Source organism: Rhodococcus sp. NPDC055024 (genome assembly GCF_053608585.1).
Genome location: NZ_JBSGVT010000026.1, coordinates 24294 through 41707 on the forward strand (window position 1 = coordinate 24294; position 17414 = coordinate 41707).

Annotated in this window: 11 protein-coding genes; 6 read left to right on the top strand and 5 right to left on the bottom strand. The window is 60.3% G+C overall.

Annotated elements, in window-relative coordinates; all coding sequences use genetic code 11:
• Positions 1 to 432: 432 nt before the first annotated feature.
• Complete coding sequence (locus ACWF6P_RS30835) at positions 433 to 1305, top strand: glycosyltransferase (RefSeq protein WP_452623571.1); 873 nt, start codon at positions 433 to 435, stop codon at positions 1303 to 1305.
• On the opposite strand, the gene ACWF6P_RS30840 is transcribed toward ACWF6P_RS30835, so the two are convergent.
• On the bottom strand, positions 1286 to 3148 hold the full coding sequence (locus ACWF6P_RS30840) for an acyl-CoA synthetase (RefSeq protein ID WP_452623572.1): 1863 nt from the start codon (positions 3146 to 3148) through the stop codon (positions 1286 to 1288). The genes ACWF6P_RS30835 and ACWF6P_RS30840 overlap by 20 nt on opposite strands.
• Positions 3145 to 4014, bottom strand: coding sequence for a fumarylacetoacetate hydrolase family protein (locus tag ACWF6P_RS30845; protein ID WP_452623573.1), 870 nt, complete (start codon positions 4012 to 4014; stop codon positions 3145 to 3147). Before ACWF6P_RS30845 ends, ACWF6P_RS30840 begins: the two co-directional genes overlap by 4 nt.
• Before the next feature lie 105 nt (positions 4015 to 4119).
• Here ACWF6P_RS30845 and ACWF6P_RS30850 point away from each other — a divergent pair, with 105 nt between their 5' ends.
• From ACWF6P_RS30850 to ACWF6P_RS30865, 4 genes are all read left to right on the top strand, one after another.
• The gene (locus ACWF6P_RS30850) at positions 4120 to 4692 is read left to right on the top strand and encodes a TetR/AcrR family transcriptional regulator (protein ID WP_452623574.1); all 573 of its coding nucleotides are present in this window, start codon (positions 4120 to 4122) and stop codon (positions 4690 to 4692) included.
• A gap of 102 nt (positions 4693 to 4794) precedes the next feature.
• Positions 4795 to 5310, top strand: a complete 516-nt coding sequence (locus tag ACWF6P_RS30855; protein ID WP_452623575.1) for a VOC family protein — start codon at positions 4795 to 4797, stop codon at positions 5308 to 5310.
• Positions 5307 to 6977 carry an FAD-dependent monooxygenase gene (locus ACWF6P_RS30860; RefSeq protein WP_452623576.1) on the top strand — a complete coding sequence of 557 codons (1671 nt, stop codon included), beginning with the start codon at positions 5307 to 5309 and terminating at the stop codon, positions 6975 to 6977. The genes ACWF6P_RS30855 and ACWF6P_RS30860 overlap by 4 nt, the downstream gene beginning before the upstream one ends.
• Positions 6974 to 10465 carry an indolepyruvate ferredoxin oxidoreductase family protein gene (locus tag ACWF6P_RS30865; protein WP_452623577.1) on the top strand — a complete coding sequence of 1164 codons (3492 nt, stop codon included), beginning with the start codon at positions 6974 to 6976 and terminating at the stop codon, positions 10463 to 10465. The genes ACWF6P_RS30860 and ACWF6P_RS30865 overlap by 4 nt, the downstream gene beginning before the upstream one ends.
• 50 nt (positions 10466 to 10515) lie before the next feature.
• Here the strand turns inward: ACWF6P_RS30865 and ACWF6P_RS30870 are convergent, their stop codons facing one another.
• From ACWF6P_RS30870 to ACWF6P_RS30880, 3 genes are all read right to left on the bottom strand, one after another.
• The gene (locus ACWF6P_RS30870) at positions 10516 to 11880 is read right to left on the bottom strand and encodes an outer membrane protein assembly factor BamB family protein (protein ID WP_452623578.1); all 1365 of its coding nucleotides are present in this window, start codon (positions 11878 to 11880) and stop codon (positions 10516 to 10518) included.
• Positions 11877 to 13274 carry a hypothetical protein gene (locus ACWF6P_RS30875; RefSeq protein ID WP_452623579.1) on the bottom strand — a complete coding sequence of 466 codons (1398 nt, stop codon included), beginning with the start codon at positions 13272 to 13274 and terminating at the stop codon, positions 11877 to 11879. Before ACWF6P_RS30875 ends, ACWF6P_RS30870 begins: the two co-directional genes overlap by 4 nt.
• Positions 13275 to 13456: 182 nt before the next feature.
• Positions 13457 to 15703 (bottom strand): MMPL family transporter, encoded by a 2247-nt coding sequence (locus tag ACWF6P_RS30880; protein WP_452623583.1) that lies wholly within the window; start codon positions 15701 to 15703, stop codon positions 13457 to 13459.
• Positions 15704 to 15926: 223 nt separating this feature from the next.
• Between ACWF6P_RS30880 and ACWF6P_RS30885 the strand changes: the two genes are divergently transcribed.
• Positions 15927 to 17375: a hypothetical protein gene (locus ACWF6P_RS30885; RefSeq protein WP_452623580.1), complete on the top strand. Its 1449-nt coding sequence runs from the start codon at positions 15927 to 15929 to the stop codon at positions 17373 to 17375.
• The last annotated feature ends 39 nt before the right edge of the window (positions 17376 to 17414 follow it).

Consider the following 17414-nt stretch of genomic DNA (forward strand, 5'->3'; position numbering starts at 1 on the left):
ATTTGCAGATGGCGGCAACCTTGCCGTCAAGGGTCCGTTGAATCTACAAATATGGCACTTGCGCTGCACCGACTCCACTTCACTGAAAAGCGACTTGCGACATCTAGATATTGCCAGGCGGTTGCCGCAGTGGCGATTCACAATTCAGCGAACGGGCAGCATTATATTTGCGGGAATTAAAAGGACTAAAGTCCGGTGTTCAACCGACGAATAGACTCGGGTGGGTAAAAATCAATCAGTTCCGAAAGCCTTATCTGCATGCATTTATGCCGTGCTAGCTGCACTTATGCTGATAGTTTCCCACAATAAGCTGTTGCGGGATTGATCATATGGCCATCAGTTCAAATTGTCCGAATGGTCACCTATTGCTATCGTAACCTTTGCGAAGGACTGGACCCAATTGCCCAGCAAAGGAATACAGTGACCGCATCCATGCAGGATATTGAACACTTGTCCACTAATCGACTTTCGGTGGTTGTTCCGGTATTCAACGAAGAGAACGCGGTTTCCGGCTGCATCGAGCGTCTACTGACCCAGTCGGAAATCGATGAGATTCTGATCGTCGACAATAACTCGACGGACGGCACTGCATCGATCATCCAAGAGTTCGCCCAGAAGTACGACAGAGTCAGATATGTCTTCGAAGCCCGCCAAGGCGTGGTACACGCCCGGAACGCGGGCTTCGACGCCTCGACCGGCAACATCATCGGTCGTATCGACGCGGACACACGGGTACAACCGGGATGGGCAGATGCGGTCAAGGGTTTCTTCCAACGCAGCACCGCTCATTCAGCGGTTGCCGGACTCACCTACCTCTTCGAATCGCCGTTTGCTCGAATCCACCGCTACGCACTGGACCGGCAGGTGAAGCAGGGAAAGTTCGATTGCGAACGTCAAGTACTCGCTGTCGCCGGAGCGAACATGGCGATCAGAAAGAGCGCATGGCTGTCCGTCCGCGAGCAAGTCAGTGACCGGCCGGACATCCACGAAGATATCGACCTTTCGCTGTGCCTTCGGGAGGAGGGGATGACAATCGGGCAGATCGCGGACATGCGAGCAGAAACGTCCGGCCGACGCGGCGAAACCCCTCCCTTGGAGTACCTGAAGTACAACCAGGCATCCGAATCGGTTCTGCACCTTCACAACATCATGAATTGGCGCCTCAAACTGACAATCTGGGGCGACTCGATGCGCCACGCACTGGCGTGGCCCGTCTACCGTCTGTACAACTTCGAGCAGGAGCGCTTGGAATTCAGACGTTTGTTCGCCAAGCCGCAAGGTCGAATCATGCCGGTTCACCAGTAGCCGATCGAGTTCCGCTACTCACCACAGATTCGAAGTGATAGCGCAGTAGACGGTCTCGCAGCTGATCCGCACGATCGTCCGCCGTGTCCTCGGCGAGGTGCACCGCCACGCGCTTTCCATCGATGACCGTCCGGCCGCGAAGGCCGAGTTCGACCAACTCTGCGTCGACCACCCGCCTTGTTGCATCACGAATCAGCGGAACCTTGAACACCTTTCCGACGGCAGTGAGTGGAAGCTCGTCGATTTCATGAATGAAGACCGGAGCTGCCGCCGGTTCAGGCGCGCGGCCTCGGGCCCAGGTGAGCAGGGAGTCGGTGTCATGTGGGGCGTCACCTCTCAGCACGACGTAGGCGACCGGGACCTCTCCGGAATGTGCGTGGGGTCGTCCCACCACCGCCGCCGCGTCGACGTCCGGATGCTGCAGGAGGACCTCCTCAACGGTTCGCGGGTCGATATTGTGCCCGCCCCGGATGATGAGATCTTTCGCCCGCCCACCGAGGCTCACGAATCCTTGTCCGTCGACAGATCCTCGATCGCCGGTCACGAGCCAGCCGTCGAAAACCGATCCCGAGGAATCCAGTCTGGCGCCCTGCGAATGGCGTCTCAAGTATCCAGGAAAGACGCACGGCCCCTTGATCGCGAGGATGCCTTCCTCGCCGGCCGGGCAGTCACGAATCGGCGCACCTCCTGCATCCACGTCCACAGCCTTGACGTGCTGGTACGGCAAGCGGAGACCGGTGGTGCCGGGAACCCGACCACTCAACGGTTCCAGCACACTCGCGCACGTGGCTTCGGTCAGTCCGTAGCCCTCGATCATCGGGACACCGGTCTTCGACTCGAAATCAACACGCACTCGCGCAGGCAAGGGTGCTGCGCCGACAATTCCGCATCTCAGCGAGGAGATGTCGACTCCGGCCGGAACCTCGGGTAGGGACGAGAAAACCGTGGGAACGCCGGAAAACAATGACACTTCGAAATACTCGACGATCCGCCAGAAATCTTCGACCGCCATCCTGTCTCGATAGCCGAGTGGACCGAGAGCCACGATCGTGCCGCCTCCGGACAGCGGAGCCAAACCGGTGACGTGGACAGCGTTGACATGAAACAACGGAAGCCCGCTCAGAACAACAGCATCGACGAACTCTGTGCGCTGCGCGAGCGACCATGCCAACGAGACTTCGTTCAGGTGCGTGTGAGCGGCGACTTTGGGGACACCCGTCGTTCCCCCGGTGTGGAAATACGCCGCCACGTCGTCGAGTGTCCGACGTTCTTCGAACTCCAGGTTCGAACCTGATTGCTCGGCACACAACAGATCGAAGTCGCCGGTCGCAGTCTCAGCCGCGGACTGGGGCGGACCTCCGACAGCGAGCACCATCCGCACAGTCGGTACAGCGGCAGCGATGTCGAGCGCCTTCTGCCAGAGCAACAGATCAACGCAAGGGGCAGGGGCCAACAAGATCTCGGCCTCTGTCAGTGTGAAGATGTCGATCAGATGCTCGCGCGCGAGCATAGGGTTGACCGGGTTCACGATTCCGAGCGCTTGCGCACCCCACAGTGCGGCGTACGCGGATCCGGAGTTGGGCAACATCAGGGCCACCACTGCCCCCGACGGAACCTCCAACGCGGCAAAGAGATTCGCGGTCTTGTTCACCCGACTGAGCAACTGCGAGTACGACCAGGAATTCGGCTCTCGCCAGCCCGTTCCACCAGGCAGCAGGTGCAGGGCAATCTTGTCTGGGTGGCGTTTGGCGGATCGTTCGATCAACTCGTAAGTACTCGCCGGCAGATCCCGATCCGACAATGCGACAGCTTCGAGACCCGCCAACTCATCGGGAGCACTCATCGTGCCGCTACCACAGGATTACGCAGCATCCCGATACCCTCGATCTCAACTTCAACGACGTCACCCGGCGAGAGGAACCGTCCGCTGAAGATTCCGGCACCGGCGGGCGTCCCGGTGCAGATGACGTCGCCGGGTTCGAGCGTCTGAAATGCCGACAGATACGCGATCAATGACGGGATGTCGTGGATGAGATTACTTGTCCGGTCATTTTGGCGTAGTTCACCATTCACTCGGGTTGTAATACGCAAGTCCACTGCGGGTCCGAATTCATCGGCCGTGACAAGGCAGGGGCCGAAGGGCGCAAAGCTGTCGAAGCTCTTGGCGACGCCGATCGATGCAACGGGATCGCCTGCCATGGCTCGCTTCTGGATGTCTCGCGCCGACACATCGTTCACCACGCTCAGGCCGGCGACGTGTGACCACGCATTCTCGATCGACACGTCCTTCGCAACGCTGCCGATGACGACAGCCAATTCCCCCTCGTAGTCCACCTGTGCCGGGGCAATCCTCGGCAGCACGATAGGTGACTGCGCGGCAGTCACCGCAGAGCCCGCGGTGACTTGAAAATTGGGTTCGGTAGGGAGATTGCTGGCGGTTTTACCCAACGAAGCGAGCATGTCCAACGCTTCGTCCCCATGCGAGGAGTAGTTGAGTCCGACGATCAGCACTTTGCCCGGACGGAGCACTGGCGCAAGCACCTTCACTTCAAGGAAGTCCACCCGCCGCAGAACCGAAGCAGCATGCGCTGCTTCGATGCCCGGTCCACGAAGCAGCGCCCCGACGTCTTCGAACGGTAGATCGAGCACCGAGAGGCACCCGGGTTCGTCTTCGCGAGCAAGTCCGTTGTCGGTACTGAACAATCGCATGATGGCTCCTCGTCGTTGACAGGTGGTGAATTTCTCTTAACTCATAGTTAAGAGCATCTCATGACCAAGAGTCAAGAGCAGGCGTTAACCCATAGACTCGAAGGCATGCCTAAGAATCGACAAGACATACCCAAGGCCGAGCGTCAGGCCGAGGTCGTGCAGTGTGCCCGAGAACTGTTCGTCACCAACGGATTCAAGGGAACGAGCGTGGCAGCGGTGGGCAGAGCGGCCGGGATTGCACCCGCCGCCGTGCACTGGTACTTCCCTACCAAGGATGATCTGTTCGCAGCAGCGCTCGAACAACTCTTCACGAACGCACGTCTTGCAGTCCAATCCGATCCGGAGATCGCCGGCAACCCTCGCGGCGAGCTTCTGGCACTCCTCGCTGCGATGCAGCCTTACCGCGGCCTACATCGGGAGGCTTACGAGCGCATCGAGTCATCCAGTGCAGTCGGCGAAGCGTACGCGGAGATGCAGAACTGGCTCGACGAACACCTGCTTGCGATCATCGGCAACCAACTTCCCGCCGGCGCCGACACCTCACTGATCGCCGACACTGCCCATGTCCTCTTCGAGGGACTGCTCATCAGCTCCAGACGACTCGACCGACCGACCAGCGACCTGGTCGACTTGCTGACGGAAGCTCTTGTCGCAGCGGCAAAGACGAAAGTCCTCTGACTTTCGAGGCAAATCTTCACATTCTCTTGACTTCCAATCAAGAACACGTACCTTCTCTTATATGGCATTCAAGAGAGATGCCCCATACGAGGAGGTTTTGTCATGGCTTCACCCGACAAGCTCGCCCACATCGTCTTCAAAACAGGTCAACTCACGCAGATGACGGAGTGGTACACCCATGTACTCGAAGGCAGTGTCACGTTCGGAAATGACTTCCTTACCTTCATCACGTACGACGAGGAGCATCATCGAGTCGCATTCATCGCCAGTGGCGCGACCGACAAGCCGGAACCGCATCACAGCGGTCTGCATCATGTTGCGTTCACCTACGCCACACTCGGAGATCTGATCGGCACGTATCGCCGGCTTGCCGCGGACGATGTTCGACCCTTCTGGTGCATTAACCACGGTCCGACTACGTCGATGTACTTCGAAGATCCCGACGGCAACCACGTCGAACTGCAGATCGACAACTTCGCCACGGAAGCCGAACTCGACGATTTCTTCCGCTCGGGCGCCTTCGAGGCCAATCCGATTGGTACAGAGTTCGATCCGGACGAACTCGGTCGACGTTTCGACAACGGGGAGCCGTTCGCCGAGCTGGTCAAGCAATCATGACCGGGCCCGACTCCTCTCCGGTCGTCATCATCGGCGGAGGACCCGTCGGCCTGGCGACGGCCTTGGTCCTTGCCCGCCACGGTGTCCGGAGCATCGTGTTCGAGCAGTACTCCGGAATCAATCCGCACCCTCGCGCCCACGTGGTCAACACCCGTTCGATGGAGTTGTTCAGGACCTGGGGCATTGCCGACGCGGTGCTGCGGGACGCAGTGGATCCCATGTGGATGATGAATATCTTGTGGAAGTGCACCCTCTCCGGCGAAGAATTTGGCCGCGTGAGCATGCTGGAAGTTCCGGAAGACCAGATTCTTGCTCGCCTGAATTCTTCTCCGGTGGCAATCACCTCCTGCGCGCAGGACCGCGTACAAAAACATCTGCTCGAGGCCGTCCGTGCGACAGGGCTCACCGAGGTCCGATACGGCACCACTGTCACGGCAATCGACAACCTGAAACGACAGGTACATCTCACGACCCGGTCGCAGGACGGCACCGACACTCTCACCGCCCAGTTCGTCGTCGTGGCAGATGGTGCCACGGGCAAGTTCCGCGACTCGCTCGGGATAGGAATGAACGGACAGCCCGATCTCGGCCATCAGCTCAACATCTACTTCCATGCAGACCTGTCACCGTGGACCGATCACTCACCCGCGCTTCTCGTCTGGGCGATCAATTCCCTCTCGCCCGGCGTTTTCATCGGAATGGACGGGCGCAACCGCTGGACTTTCAACAGGAATTTCGATCCCGCTACCGAGTCGATCGAACAGTTCACGCCCGAGCACTGCCGCACGTTGATTCGCGACGCAATCGGAGACCACAGCGTCGATGTCGAGGTCTGCTCGGTGGGGACGTGGACTATGTCGGCGCGAACGGCGACAAACTATCGAAAGGATCGGGTACTGCTGGCAGGCGATGCAGCGCACCAGTTCCCACCTACCGGCGGGCTCGGCATGAACACCGGTCTAGCCGATGCAGACAATCTCGGATGGAAGCTCGCGGCAGTCGTGCAGGGATGGGCTTCTGACGCTCTTCTCGACACGTACGAATCAGACCGCCGGCCCGTCGCCGAATCCAATACAGCGCACAGTGTCCGCAACGCGATTTCCATGGCGCAGAGCGGAATCGGCCCGGGAAGCGCTGATGTGGCTTGTCAACTCGAGAGCCACGACCCGTCGGTGGCTTCGCAGGCCCGCATCAAGCTCGGCGCTTCCATTCCGCTGCAGCGCGCGCACTTCGATTGTCTGGCGCAAGAACTCGGCTACGCCTACGACAGTACGTATGATGCTCCGGTCGCCGAGTCTCACGTGCAATCGAATCGGGTAGGCGCCCGGCTCCCTCATGCGTGGGTCCAACGCGAAGGATCCCAAATATCGTCGCACGATCTCCTAGAGGTGGGCTTCACCCTGATCGCGGGTCCTGCGGGCACAAAGTGGGTGGAGGAGTTGAACCGATCCAGCACCGCAGTCCCACACTCGTCAGTCGTGTTCGGTAGCGATGCACATGCCGATACTCTGGCACTCGCCACACTTGGCCTGGACGACGATTCGGCGATACTCATCCGTCCGGACGGTCATATCGCCTGGCGCAGCGACGAATCCGACGTTCCGTTGACAGTGGGACTCGCGCGCGCCGTAGCAGGAGCCCCTACGAGACCGGCGACAACGGCATGACCGATACCCCCTCGGTCCTGAGCATCACCGACCGCTACCGTGAGGATCCTGGACGTCTGCATCTCACCGGAATCCAGGCACTTGCGAGACTCCCCATCGACCTACGCAGAATCGACCGTCAGGCCGGGCGCGACACAGCTGCTTTCATCTCCGGATACGAAGGTTCCCCACTTGCGGGCTACGACATGGAGCTCGAGCGCAATCGAACACTTCTGGACGAGTTCGACATAGTCTTCCGGCCTGGCGTCAACGAAGAACTGGCGGCCACCGCGGTGCAGGGCACCCAACTCGCCGGGATGCAACCGGACAAGCGTGTCGAGGGAATCATCGGCATCTGGTACGGCAAGTCCCCTGGCCTCGACCGCGCTTCGGATGCGTTCCGCCACAACAACATGATGGGAACACATCCCGAAGGCGGAGCGCTCGCGCTGGTCGGAGACGATCCCGCGGCAAAGTCGTCAACTGTTCCAGGCGCATCCGAGTTACTGCTGGCCGACTTGGGAATCCCGACGCTCTACCCTTCGGACCCTCAAGAGGCACTCGATTTCGGGATCCACGGAATCGCGATGTCGAGGGCATGCGGACTGTGGGTTGCACTGAAGATCGCCACCAACGTTGCCGACGGCTCGGGCACCGTGGACATCGACACGCAGCGCGTTCGGCCCGTCATTCCGGATCGTGTGGTCGACGGCGCCCCGTACCGTCACGAAGTAACCGCGCAGATTCTTCAACCAACCCTCGGAAGGCTCGAGAAAAGCCGTGACGGAGCACGATTGGAGATCGCTCGCCGCTATGCCGCAGACAACGAAATCAATCGCATCACTCACAGCACGCCGAGCGACACGGTCGGCATCATCGCACCGGGCAAGACGTTTCTTGATCTACGCCAAGCACTACGAACACTGGGCCTCGACGACGACGAGTTGGCACGGCGTGGCGTTCGTCTCCTTCATCTCGGAATGATCTTCCCTCTCGAACCAACGGTGATCGGAAAGTTCTCGGATGGGCTGAGCCACATCATCGTTGTGGAGGAAAAGCGGCCGATCATCGAAACCGCGGTGAAGGACCTGCTGTACGGCACCGAGAACCCGCCCACCGTCGTCGGCAAAAGGTTGCCGAACGGCCGACCGTTCTTTCCGCTCGACGGCGAACTCGACCCCGACTCCATCACCACCCGTCTGGCTGGTCGGCTGATTTCTTTCGGCTCGTTCCCGACTGTCGATCGTTGGCTACTGGATTCTCGCCAGTCGAGCACCCGCATAGAACTCCCACTACTCGCCCGGACGCCGTACTTCTGCTCGGGATGTCCCCACAACGTATCGACGAAAACGCCGGAGGGTGTGACAGTTGGTGCCGGAATCGGTTGCCACGGAATGGTATCCCTCATGGATCCGGTGCAGGTGGGATCAGTCATAGGTATGACCCAGATGGGCGGCGAGGGGGCACAGTGGATCGGCATGGCTCCCTTTCTGTCCCGGAAGCATCTCATCCAAAACCTTGGCGACGGCACCTTTCACCACTCCGGCAGTCTCGCCATTCGCGCCTCCATAGCGGCCGGCACGAATATCACTTACAAGATCCTCTACAACTCGGCCGTCGCCATGACCGGCGGACAGCAACCCGGCGGGGTCATGTCGGTTCACGCGATCTGTGCCGCACTGACCGCCGAGGGTGTTCGGCGCATCATCGTCACCACCGATGACACCAAGCGCTACCGCAAGGAAAAACTACCTCGGAACGTTGAACTCTGGCATCGAGACCGGTTGATAAAAGCTCAGGAAGAACTCGCGAAAATCTCGGGAGTTACAGTTCTGATTCACGATCAGGAATGCGCGACCGAACTGCGACGCAAACGTAAGCGTGGCCTGGTTGCCGAACCGGTGGAGCGCATCGTGATCAACGAGCGTGTTTGCGAAGGCTGCGGTGACTGCGGACGGAAGTCCAATTGCCTCTCCGTTCAACCTGTCGGAACGGAATTCGGGCGCAAGACGCGGATCGATCAGTCGTCGTGCAACAAGGACTACTCATGCCTAGACGGCGACTGCCCATCGTTCCTGTCCGTTGAGCCAGGTTCGAAGCTAGCAGTCCGTCCATCCTCCCAGCCGCTCGACACCCCCGATCTACCCGAGCCTGAATACGAACTCCCTTCGTCGTACACCGTCCGGATCACCGGCGTGGGAGGCTCCGGTGTGGTCACGCTGTCCCAAATCATCAGCACGGCAGCCACACTTGCCGGCAGGCACGTACGCACCCTCGATCAGACTGGTCTGGCGCAGAAAGGTGGTGCCGTTGTCTCCGACGTCAAGTTCACGCTCGACCCACTCGATCAGGGCAGCAAAGCTAGTAACGCCGAGTGCGATCTGTACCTCGGTTGCGATCTGCTCGTCGCAGCCGATACGAGGTATCTCACGGCCACGGATGCTTCACGCACCACTGCGGTGGTCTCGACCTCCGAGGTTCCCACCGGTCAGATGGTGATCGACACATCGGTGGACTTCCCTGATGTGGCGAAGGTATCGGAGAGGATTTCTCGCGAGGTCGCACAGCACAGGCTCGTGGACGCGCGTGATCTTGCCGTGAGACTTTTGGGAGAGGACCAGTTCGCAAACCTCCTCCTGACCGGCGTTGCTTACCAAATCGGAGCACTGCCGGTGTCTTCCGAATTCATCGAGGAGGCAATAGCTCTCAACGGCGTTAAGGTCGAATCGAACGTGCGCGCCTTTCGCTACGGCCGCTTGTTCATTGCAGACCCTTTGAGTTTCGAGAACACCCTTCGCGCAGCAGCGGGTACATCGAGACGACAGACACCTGCCGACAAGCGATCCGTGGCACTTGCACGAACTGTGGCAGCGACACGAGGCTCGGAACTCGAAAGGTTGATGTCGATCCGGGTAACCGAGTTGATTGCCTACCAAAGCGTTTCCTACGCGACGAAGTACACCGAGTTCGTCGAACAAGCGCGTGAGATCGAGGCACGCCGCGTCGCAGGTTCGGACGAGTTGACGCGGTCCGTTGCCCGCAATCTGTACAAGCTGATGGCGTACAAGGACGAGTACGAAGTCGCGAGACTGTCCCTCGATCCCGAGGTCCGGCACACCATTGCTGCTCAATTCGGTCCGGATGCAAAGGTTTCGTATCGCCTACATCCGCCTGCGCTGCGCGCAATGGGTATGAAGAAGAAGATTGTGCTAGGGCCGTGGTTCACACCGGCATTTCGAGCTCTTGCCGGGTTGCGACGCATCAGAGGTACACGCGCCGACCTCTTCGGGTTGGCTCACGTGCGAAGAGTCGAGCGTGAGCTGATCGTCGAGTATCAGGCACTTATCCGGAATCTGTTGAACGAACTGACAACTGAAAACCTCCACCTTGCAGTCGAAATAGCTGAACTACCCGATATGGTCCGCGGATACGAGGGCATCAAACTCGCTGCGGTCGAGCGCTATCGCTCGCGGATCGACGACTTGAGCCGAGGGTTCACTCGAGACTGAATCGTGGCCGGTGTGGCGTGTGGCGAGGGACATGCACGCCACACCGGATCTCACCACAACTTCAACGCTGTGATCCGATCTTCACTGGAGCGCAACAGCACCTTGTCCCCCGCCCACAGCTCGCGCGGAATCGCCCAAGTCGTGAACTCGTCGTCCCCGTCCTGGACGACTTGGACCTCCCAACTCCGTTGGCCGGTCCTGACATCTGTTCCGTAGACGTTGCCCTCGTCGATGATGACATCCCCGTGCCAGGCGATCTCTCCGGCGCGCTCGGCATTCGAGCGCCACAGGACCTCACCGGTGAGCAGGTCCACGAACTGGACCTCGGGCTCGGGACCGGAACGGGTCACAGCGACCACGCTGCCGATCACCGCCATTGACCGCGCGGTGCCGAACACCTCACTGTTGGTCCACAGCTTCTCGCCGGACTTCCGGTCGAAACCGCTGTCTCCCAGAATGATCGGAGTCGATCCTCCGGCGGGATCATCTCGGCTGTATCGACCGCCGAAATACGCTGACTCCGAAGGGAGTTCGTTCGTCCTGGCGAACTCGCGCCCGTACTGATCGAGTGCGTATTCACTTGTCGGACGGCCGTTGCCTTCGCAACCGCCGTCCGACACCACGGTCACGCCGTCAGACGATGTGTGCGCGGTCGAGCAGGTGGAGTAACCGTGCACCCACCGCTGTTCGCCGGTCTTCGGGTCGAATCCCAAGGACTCGTCGAGAGCGATCACACCCAGGTCGCCGTGAACCGACATCACCGGATCGACGTATCCGGCTTCCCACGATCCACCAACGTCGAACGCTTTGGACCAGTTCGCTTCCGGATCGTCGACAGTTCCGCTGTGCACGCGAACGTCGTTACTCTCGATATCACCTTCGAGCGCGAGGACGGTGTCGCCCGAGACAACCGCGATGATCGGCGACCACGGCGTCTTGATGTCTCGCCGCTCGCCCGTCTCGATGTCGAACAGCGAGTACGAACCACCGGATACGTACGGCCCGGAGAAACACAGCACCGAGTTGCCGAGCAGAGTCTCGGAGCAACCACCGATATCGGCCGCCGGCGTGCGCCAGCGGACTGTGCCGTCCTCGGCGTCCAGTCCGACCAATTCCGCGTCGTCCAACGAATACGCCTGACGGTCGGGCATACCGATCATCGTGACCACGAGTGGTCCGGCGTCGATGAATCCGCCCATGTCCATGTTGAATTCGGTTCCAACAAGTGGACTCCGAAATATCGCGAACTCGCGCCCGAGAATCTCGGAGGCCTCGACGCTCCATAGCGGCGACGAGATCGCTGTCGGTTCGGAACTCGTCGACGTGACCACCGTGGCGATGGCGGCAGTGACGGTGACTACGGCTGCGGCGGCCGCGATCCGAAGGCGCGATCTCGGGGAGAATCTGGTGGTCATCGAATCTCCAAGCCTTCGGTCGTCGCGAGAAACTCCAACTGCTCGAACGTCATTGGCACGTTCGGGATCGCAGCCGACGACGAAACCGAGACTTGCGTCCCACCGGGATGGGTAACGACTACCGATCTGTGGACCTTCTCCCCCCGACTCTCATCACGTTCGATTACGGATCCACCTTTAGTGGTCTCCATCGAGAGCGGGTGTCCGTCGTACGAAGGGTCGTACTTGTTCGGAGGTGCGGGCAGCGGTTGTCCGCTGGTGATCGAGATACTCAGACGCGACTCGTTGCTGCCCGATCGTGCAACAAGATCCTGGCACGTGGTGGTGTTGTCGTATTCGGCCAGAACCAGATCACCCAGCTGGCTGCCGAGGTCAGGCGCTCCTGGAGGTGCTGCGCGCCAACCCGATCGGAGCGCTTCACCGAGCGCGTCTACGATTCCTCGATCCAGTTCCCGCCCAGATGACTCGTCCGCCCAACCGCCGCAATCAGTCTGAAGCGGTGCAGTGCCCGGCGGAGCAGGCGTCGTGATTCGTAGTTGCGGCAGGCTGACCAGAGAAACCAGCTCGTCGATGGTCAGTGGAAGCGCGCCACTTGCCTGAACTTCGGCGCCGACCCGGTCGGCAGTGTCGTCGGTATAGGCGTGAACTCGTGTGCCATCGATCCCGTAAAGGAACGCCGAACGAGAAAGAGTGCGTTGTCCGTTGGTTTCACTCCACGTGTCCTGCACGTCTACCACTGAACGATCCGGAAGGAAGCGGCGTTCGACGAGAGAGCCTGCAACACAGGGAGGAATCGGAGCCGTACTGCTGCTGACCGAAACCGTCAACCCACCACTGACTTCGCCGCGAAGTAGCGTCGCCGACGCATCAGTGGAAGCCAAATCCTCGATCGCCCATCCCTCGGGCAGATCGTCCGAACTCGACGGTGCCGAGATCGGACCGAACTGTAGTGATCGACTCGGGCTGGCAAACTTGATCTCGACGCCGTCCGGAATCGCGTCGGCGACCGCCGCCGACATCGATGCAGCCTTAGCTCCGGAGAACCACGGAAAACGTGGGTCGTCGTACGCGTCGTCGCCGCCTGTCGACATGAAGATCGAGATTCCGTGTTCGTCGTCCGGCGCTTCGACACTCTCACAACCCGGAATGGTGGTCGGGTACACCGCGCTCGGCGTGACGTACGAGAATTCAGGCACGTCCTCCGGCGGAATCTCCTCCGGTGTGGACGTCATGCTGATCGGGGAAGTCGCAGCTACCGAGATGTTGTCGGACTCCGAGCCACTCCACCGATCCACGAACCCGGCAACCACTGTGCCGCCGGCGATCAGTGAGACGACCGTCAACGCGAAGGTCCACTTCTCCGCACGCTTCGAATCGGTTTGCTCGTTCGGCACGAGTCCTCACAGTCATCGTCACGGCTCGCCCCCGGTGCGCGTCGCCTCTGGAAGTCCTGTCGCGATCACAGCGATTTCTGTTACCAACCGGATGGTTTCCTATGGTGTCAGCGCCATCCAGACACAAATGAACGGGGTGCCAGTTGCTCTGCAACCGGCACCCCGTTCTGACGGTCTGAGTGCTACACCCGCACAGGCACCTGATTCGGGTCTGGATCGGAATCCGGATCCTGCTCGATCGGGATCCGCCGAATCGCTTCACCTTCGATGTCGACGTTCGGCAGGATCTTGTCGAGCCACGCGGGCAACTTCCACGCCGAATCACCGAGAATCGACATGACCGCAGGGATCACGATCATGCGGATGATGAAGGCGTCGAAGAAGACTGCCGCCGCCAGACCGAAGCCCATCATCTTGCTTGTCGTCTCCGAGGACAGCATGAATGCGCCGAACACGGAGATCATGATGATGGCCGCCGACGCGACCACGCGAGCACCATGGGTGTAGCCGGAGATGATGGCGTCCTTGGCCGACAATCCGTGCACATATTCCTCGCGCATTCTCGTCACGAGGAACACTTGATAGTCCATCGCCAACCCGAACACCACGCCGATCATGAAGATCGGTAGGAACGAGATGATCGGTTGAGTGTGCTCGATCAGCCCGAAGTCGCCTTCCTGGAAAATCGCCACCGTGGCGCCGAAGGTCGCACAGACGGAGAACAGGAATCCGAGAGTTGCGGTCAGCGGCACCAGGATCGAGCGGAAGACGACCATCATGATGATGAACGCCAACCCGACCACCACGATGAGATAAGGGATGAGCGCGGAACTGAGCTTCGACGACATGTCGGCAACGATCGCGGTTTGACCTGCTACGCCGAGTTCAGCGCCTTCCGATTTCACCGTCGATCCGTAATCCCGGATCTGATTCATCAGTTCGTGGGTTTCGGGTCCGCTCGGCGACATCTGCGGGGTGACCGCAATCAGCGCAGAGTTGGCGCCCGCCATCGGGTTTGCCGCGTCCGGTCCGTTTCCGACCCACATCAGCTGATCCGGCGTTGCGACGTTGTCGAGGCCCTTGATGTGCGCGACAGTGCCTTCGGCAATCGCGGTGATGTCGGTACCGTCGGGCGCATCGAGCACGACGAACAACTCACCGTTGACGCCTTCACCGAACCCTCGTTGCAGGAGCGCCAGTGCAGGACGCTCTTCGTCCTGAGTGAAGGAGAGTCCGAGTTCGAGCTTGGTCATCGGAATAGCCGCGATCACCAGCAGAACCAGCGCGGCACCTGCGATCGGCCACGGGTATTTGGTGACTATCTTGGCCCAGCGATGTCCGTTGGATTCCATCGTCTCGGGCTCGTCACCGTGGCGAAGCCCTGGAATACGAGGCGAGAACGCGAACCGGCCGAAGATACCCAGAACAGCGGGGATCAACGTGATTGCGCCGAGGACGGCGATGATGACGGCAACCGCCGCCGAGATTCCCATCTGGGTGATCATCGGAACCCCGACCACCGCCAGGGCCGCCAGCGCGACCACAACCGTCAGGCCGGCGAAGACGACAGACGAACCGGCAGTACCCACTGCGCGCCCGGCCGCAGCTTCCCTCGTTCCGCCTAGATTGAGCTCACTGCGGTAACGCGAAACGATGAACAACGCGTAGTCGATCGAGACTGCGATGCCGATCATCGTGACGATTCCCGTGACGCCTTCGTTGATGTCGAAGAAGCCCGAGCCGAGTGTGACCGTCAGAGTGGCCAGCGCAATTCCCAGAATTGCAGTGAACAACGGAATGAAGGCCGCAATGAGTGCGCCGAACGCCACGATCATCACGATGAACGCCACCGCGAAGCCGAGCATCTCCGACAGACCGCCTGCGGCCTGTACCTGCATCATCGAACCGGTGCCTTCGACTTGCAGGCCACCGGTGCGGAATTTTGCCATCAAGTCGAGGAAGGCCGTCTTGTTGGCCTGCGTCTGATCCTCGATGCGAATCGACTGATTGAGCTGGATCAGCCCGACCTTGCCGTTGTCACCGAGAACGGCCGACGCCACCGCCGGATTTGCCTCCGCGAGAGTCACCGGATTGACGATCTTTTCGGGATCGACGATGTCCGGCAACGCCTTCGCCTGAGCGATCAACTGGTCGATCTGATCGCTGTGCGCGGCAAGCCCGTCGTCTGCCGCGATGAGAATGCTGGTCGACGCCTGAGTTTGCTGCTCCGCGGCAGCTGCAAAGTTCTCGTTCATCAACTCGGTCGCACGCTGTGAATCCGTGCCCGGAAGATTGAATTCTTTGGAGAATGTCGGATTTGTGGCGCTGATAGCGCCCCCCACCACCGCGATCACGATGATCCACGCTGCCACCACAAGATACTTGTGGCGGAAGGCAAACTTCCCCAACCTGTAAAGATACGTAGCCAACGTAGGCCTCTCTCGCCGTGGACTGGTCTGTCCGAAGAACACGGAGTCTTTCGGTGCCAAGGACATACGGTACGGACCGATCGGCCCGTTGGCACCCGGTATATCAGCGAAAACGGCATATCCGACGCGCCTTCGTCCCGTTTTCAGACCGCTCGGTACCGTGGACACGACACGGGCAGGCGCCTCACCAGAGCAGACGCCACGTAGTACGAAAGGCAATCCCATGAATCACGGCCAGGCCGTCGATCGCGATCTCCTCCTTGCCGGCCAACAACGACTCGACGCGCTGGGCCCACGATTGACAGGATCGCCTTCACACCACGCGGTGGTGGAAGAAGTCGCGAACGAACTGACCGAACTGGGCCTCGAAGTCCGGCGTGATTCACACACTTTCGAACGCTGGGATCTACCGGACACATCTGACGGACTTCGCATCGAACTGCCGACGGGACCGATCAGCGTTTCGTCCGCATTCCCCTACTCCGGATTGACCGGGCCACAGGGAATCTCCGCTCCCCTGGTCTACGTCAGCGCGCGACGCCCCAAGTGGTCGGCGGCCAAGGGCGCGATCGCAGTGATCGAGGTCCCGCACATCGATCTTCCCCGCAAGCTACTGGTCAGCGAGTGGGGCCCGATCGCCACCGACGAGACCCTTCGAAATCCGGTTCTCTCCGCGACTCTTCTGGGCCCGAAGCTCGACAAAGCCCGCAAGGCCGGTGTTCTCGGCGTGATCGCGGTGTGGCGTGATATCACTCCGGACAACGCACTGGGACAATATCTTCCGTTCACGCAGCCCTACCACGACATCCCCGCCGTCTGGGTGGCCGGCGACGAAGGCGCGAAAGTTGTCGCTGCAGCTCGTTCCGGTCAGCGGGCGACTCTGGTACTGGATGCGACTCTGCATCCGGACACCCGGACTGACACGGTGTGGGCGGTGTCCCCCGGAACCTCACCCGAAGAGACGATTCTGCTCATCACTCACAGCGACGGAACCAACGGCGTCGAGGAGAACGGCCATCTGGGAATGTTGGCGTTGGCGCGGCACGCCGTGGCGCAGCCGCATCGACGGTCGTACGTTTTTGTCCTGACGACCGGCCACCTTCGCATTCCAGCGGTGTCCAAGCACGGACAGGCAACGTCCACCTGGCTCGAAGCGCACCCCGAGATGTGGAAAGGCGAAGCTGGTCAGGCGCGCGCAGTAGCGGGGATCGCAATCGAGCACCTCGGCGCACTGGGTGATACCGAGGACAACTCGACCGGTAGCTATGCGTTGGAGACCACTCCGGAACCGGAACTGCTGTACGCGACGAGTCGGGAAGTACACGACATCGTTGTACCGCTGTGGCGCGACATCGGGGCGGGCGATCGCCGAATCGTGGCGCCAGGACCGGTCATTCATTTCGGCGAGGGCGAACCACTGTTCGAGCGGAAGATCCCGGCGGTCGCCTTGGTGACAGCGCCGCAGTACCTGCTCGCTCTGCGTGAGGCCGACGCCGCTACGCATGTCGATCTCGACGCGATGATCAAGCAGATCGAGAGCTTCCGGGATCTCCTCGACACGTTCGATGCGACCGACACCGCGGCTTTCGGTCCGATGGTCTCGCGTTCGGTGTTCGCGAAGTTCTCGGCGCTACTTCAGTTGATGCAGATTTTGTCGAAGGCCAAGAAATAGTGCTGTGCGCCTTTATTAACCGCCCGCGGTTAATAAAGG

Bases quoted from the DNA above. Each gene is read 5' to 3' on its own strand.
- ACWF6P_RS30835 (WP_452623571.1), top strand. From the start codon at position 433: ATGCAGGATATTGAACACTTGTCCACTAATCGACTTTCGGTGGTTGTT.
- ACWF6P_RS30840 (WP_452623572.1), bottom strand. From the start codon at position 3,148: ATGAGTGCTCCCGATGAGTTGGCGGGTCTCGAAGCTGTCGCATTGTCG.
- ACWF6P_RS30845 (WP_452623573.1), bottom strand. From the start codon at position 4,014: ATGCGATTGTTCAGTACCGACAACGGACTTGCTCGCGAAGACGAACCC.
- ACWF6P_RS30850 (WP_452623574.1), top strand. From the start codon at position 4,120: ATGCCTAAGAATCGACAAGACATACCCAAGGCCGAGCGTCAGGCCGAG.
- ACWF6P_RS30855 (WP_452623575.1), top strand. From the start codon at position 4,795: ATGGCTTCACCCGACAAGCTCGCCCACATCGTCTTCAAAACAGGTCAA.
- ACWF6P_RS30860 (WP_452623576.1), top strand. From the start codon at position 5,307: ATGACCGGGCCCGACTCCTCTCCGGTCGTCATCATCGGCGGAGGACCC.
- ACWF6P_RS30865 (WP_452623577.1), top strand. From the start codon at position 6,974: ATGACCGATACCCCCTCGGTCCTGAGCATCACCGACCGCTACCGTGAG.
- ACWF6P_RS30870 (WP_452623578.1), bottom strand. From the start codon at position 11,880: ATGACCACCAGATTCTCCCCGAGATCGCGCCTTCGGATCGCGGCCGCC.
- ACWF6P_RS30885 (WP_452623580.1), top strand. From the start codon at position 15,927: ATGAATCACGGCCAGGCCGTCGATCGCGATCTCCTCCTTGCCGGCCAA.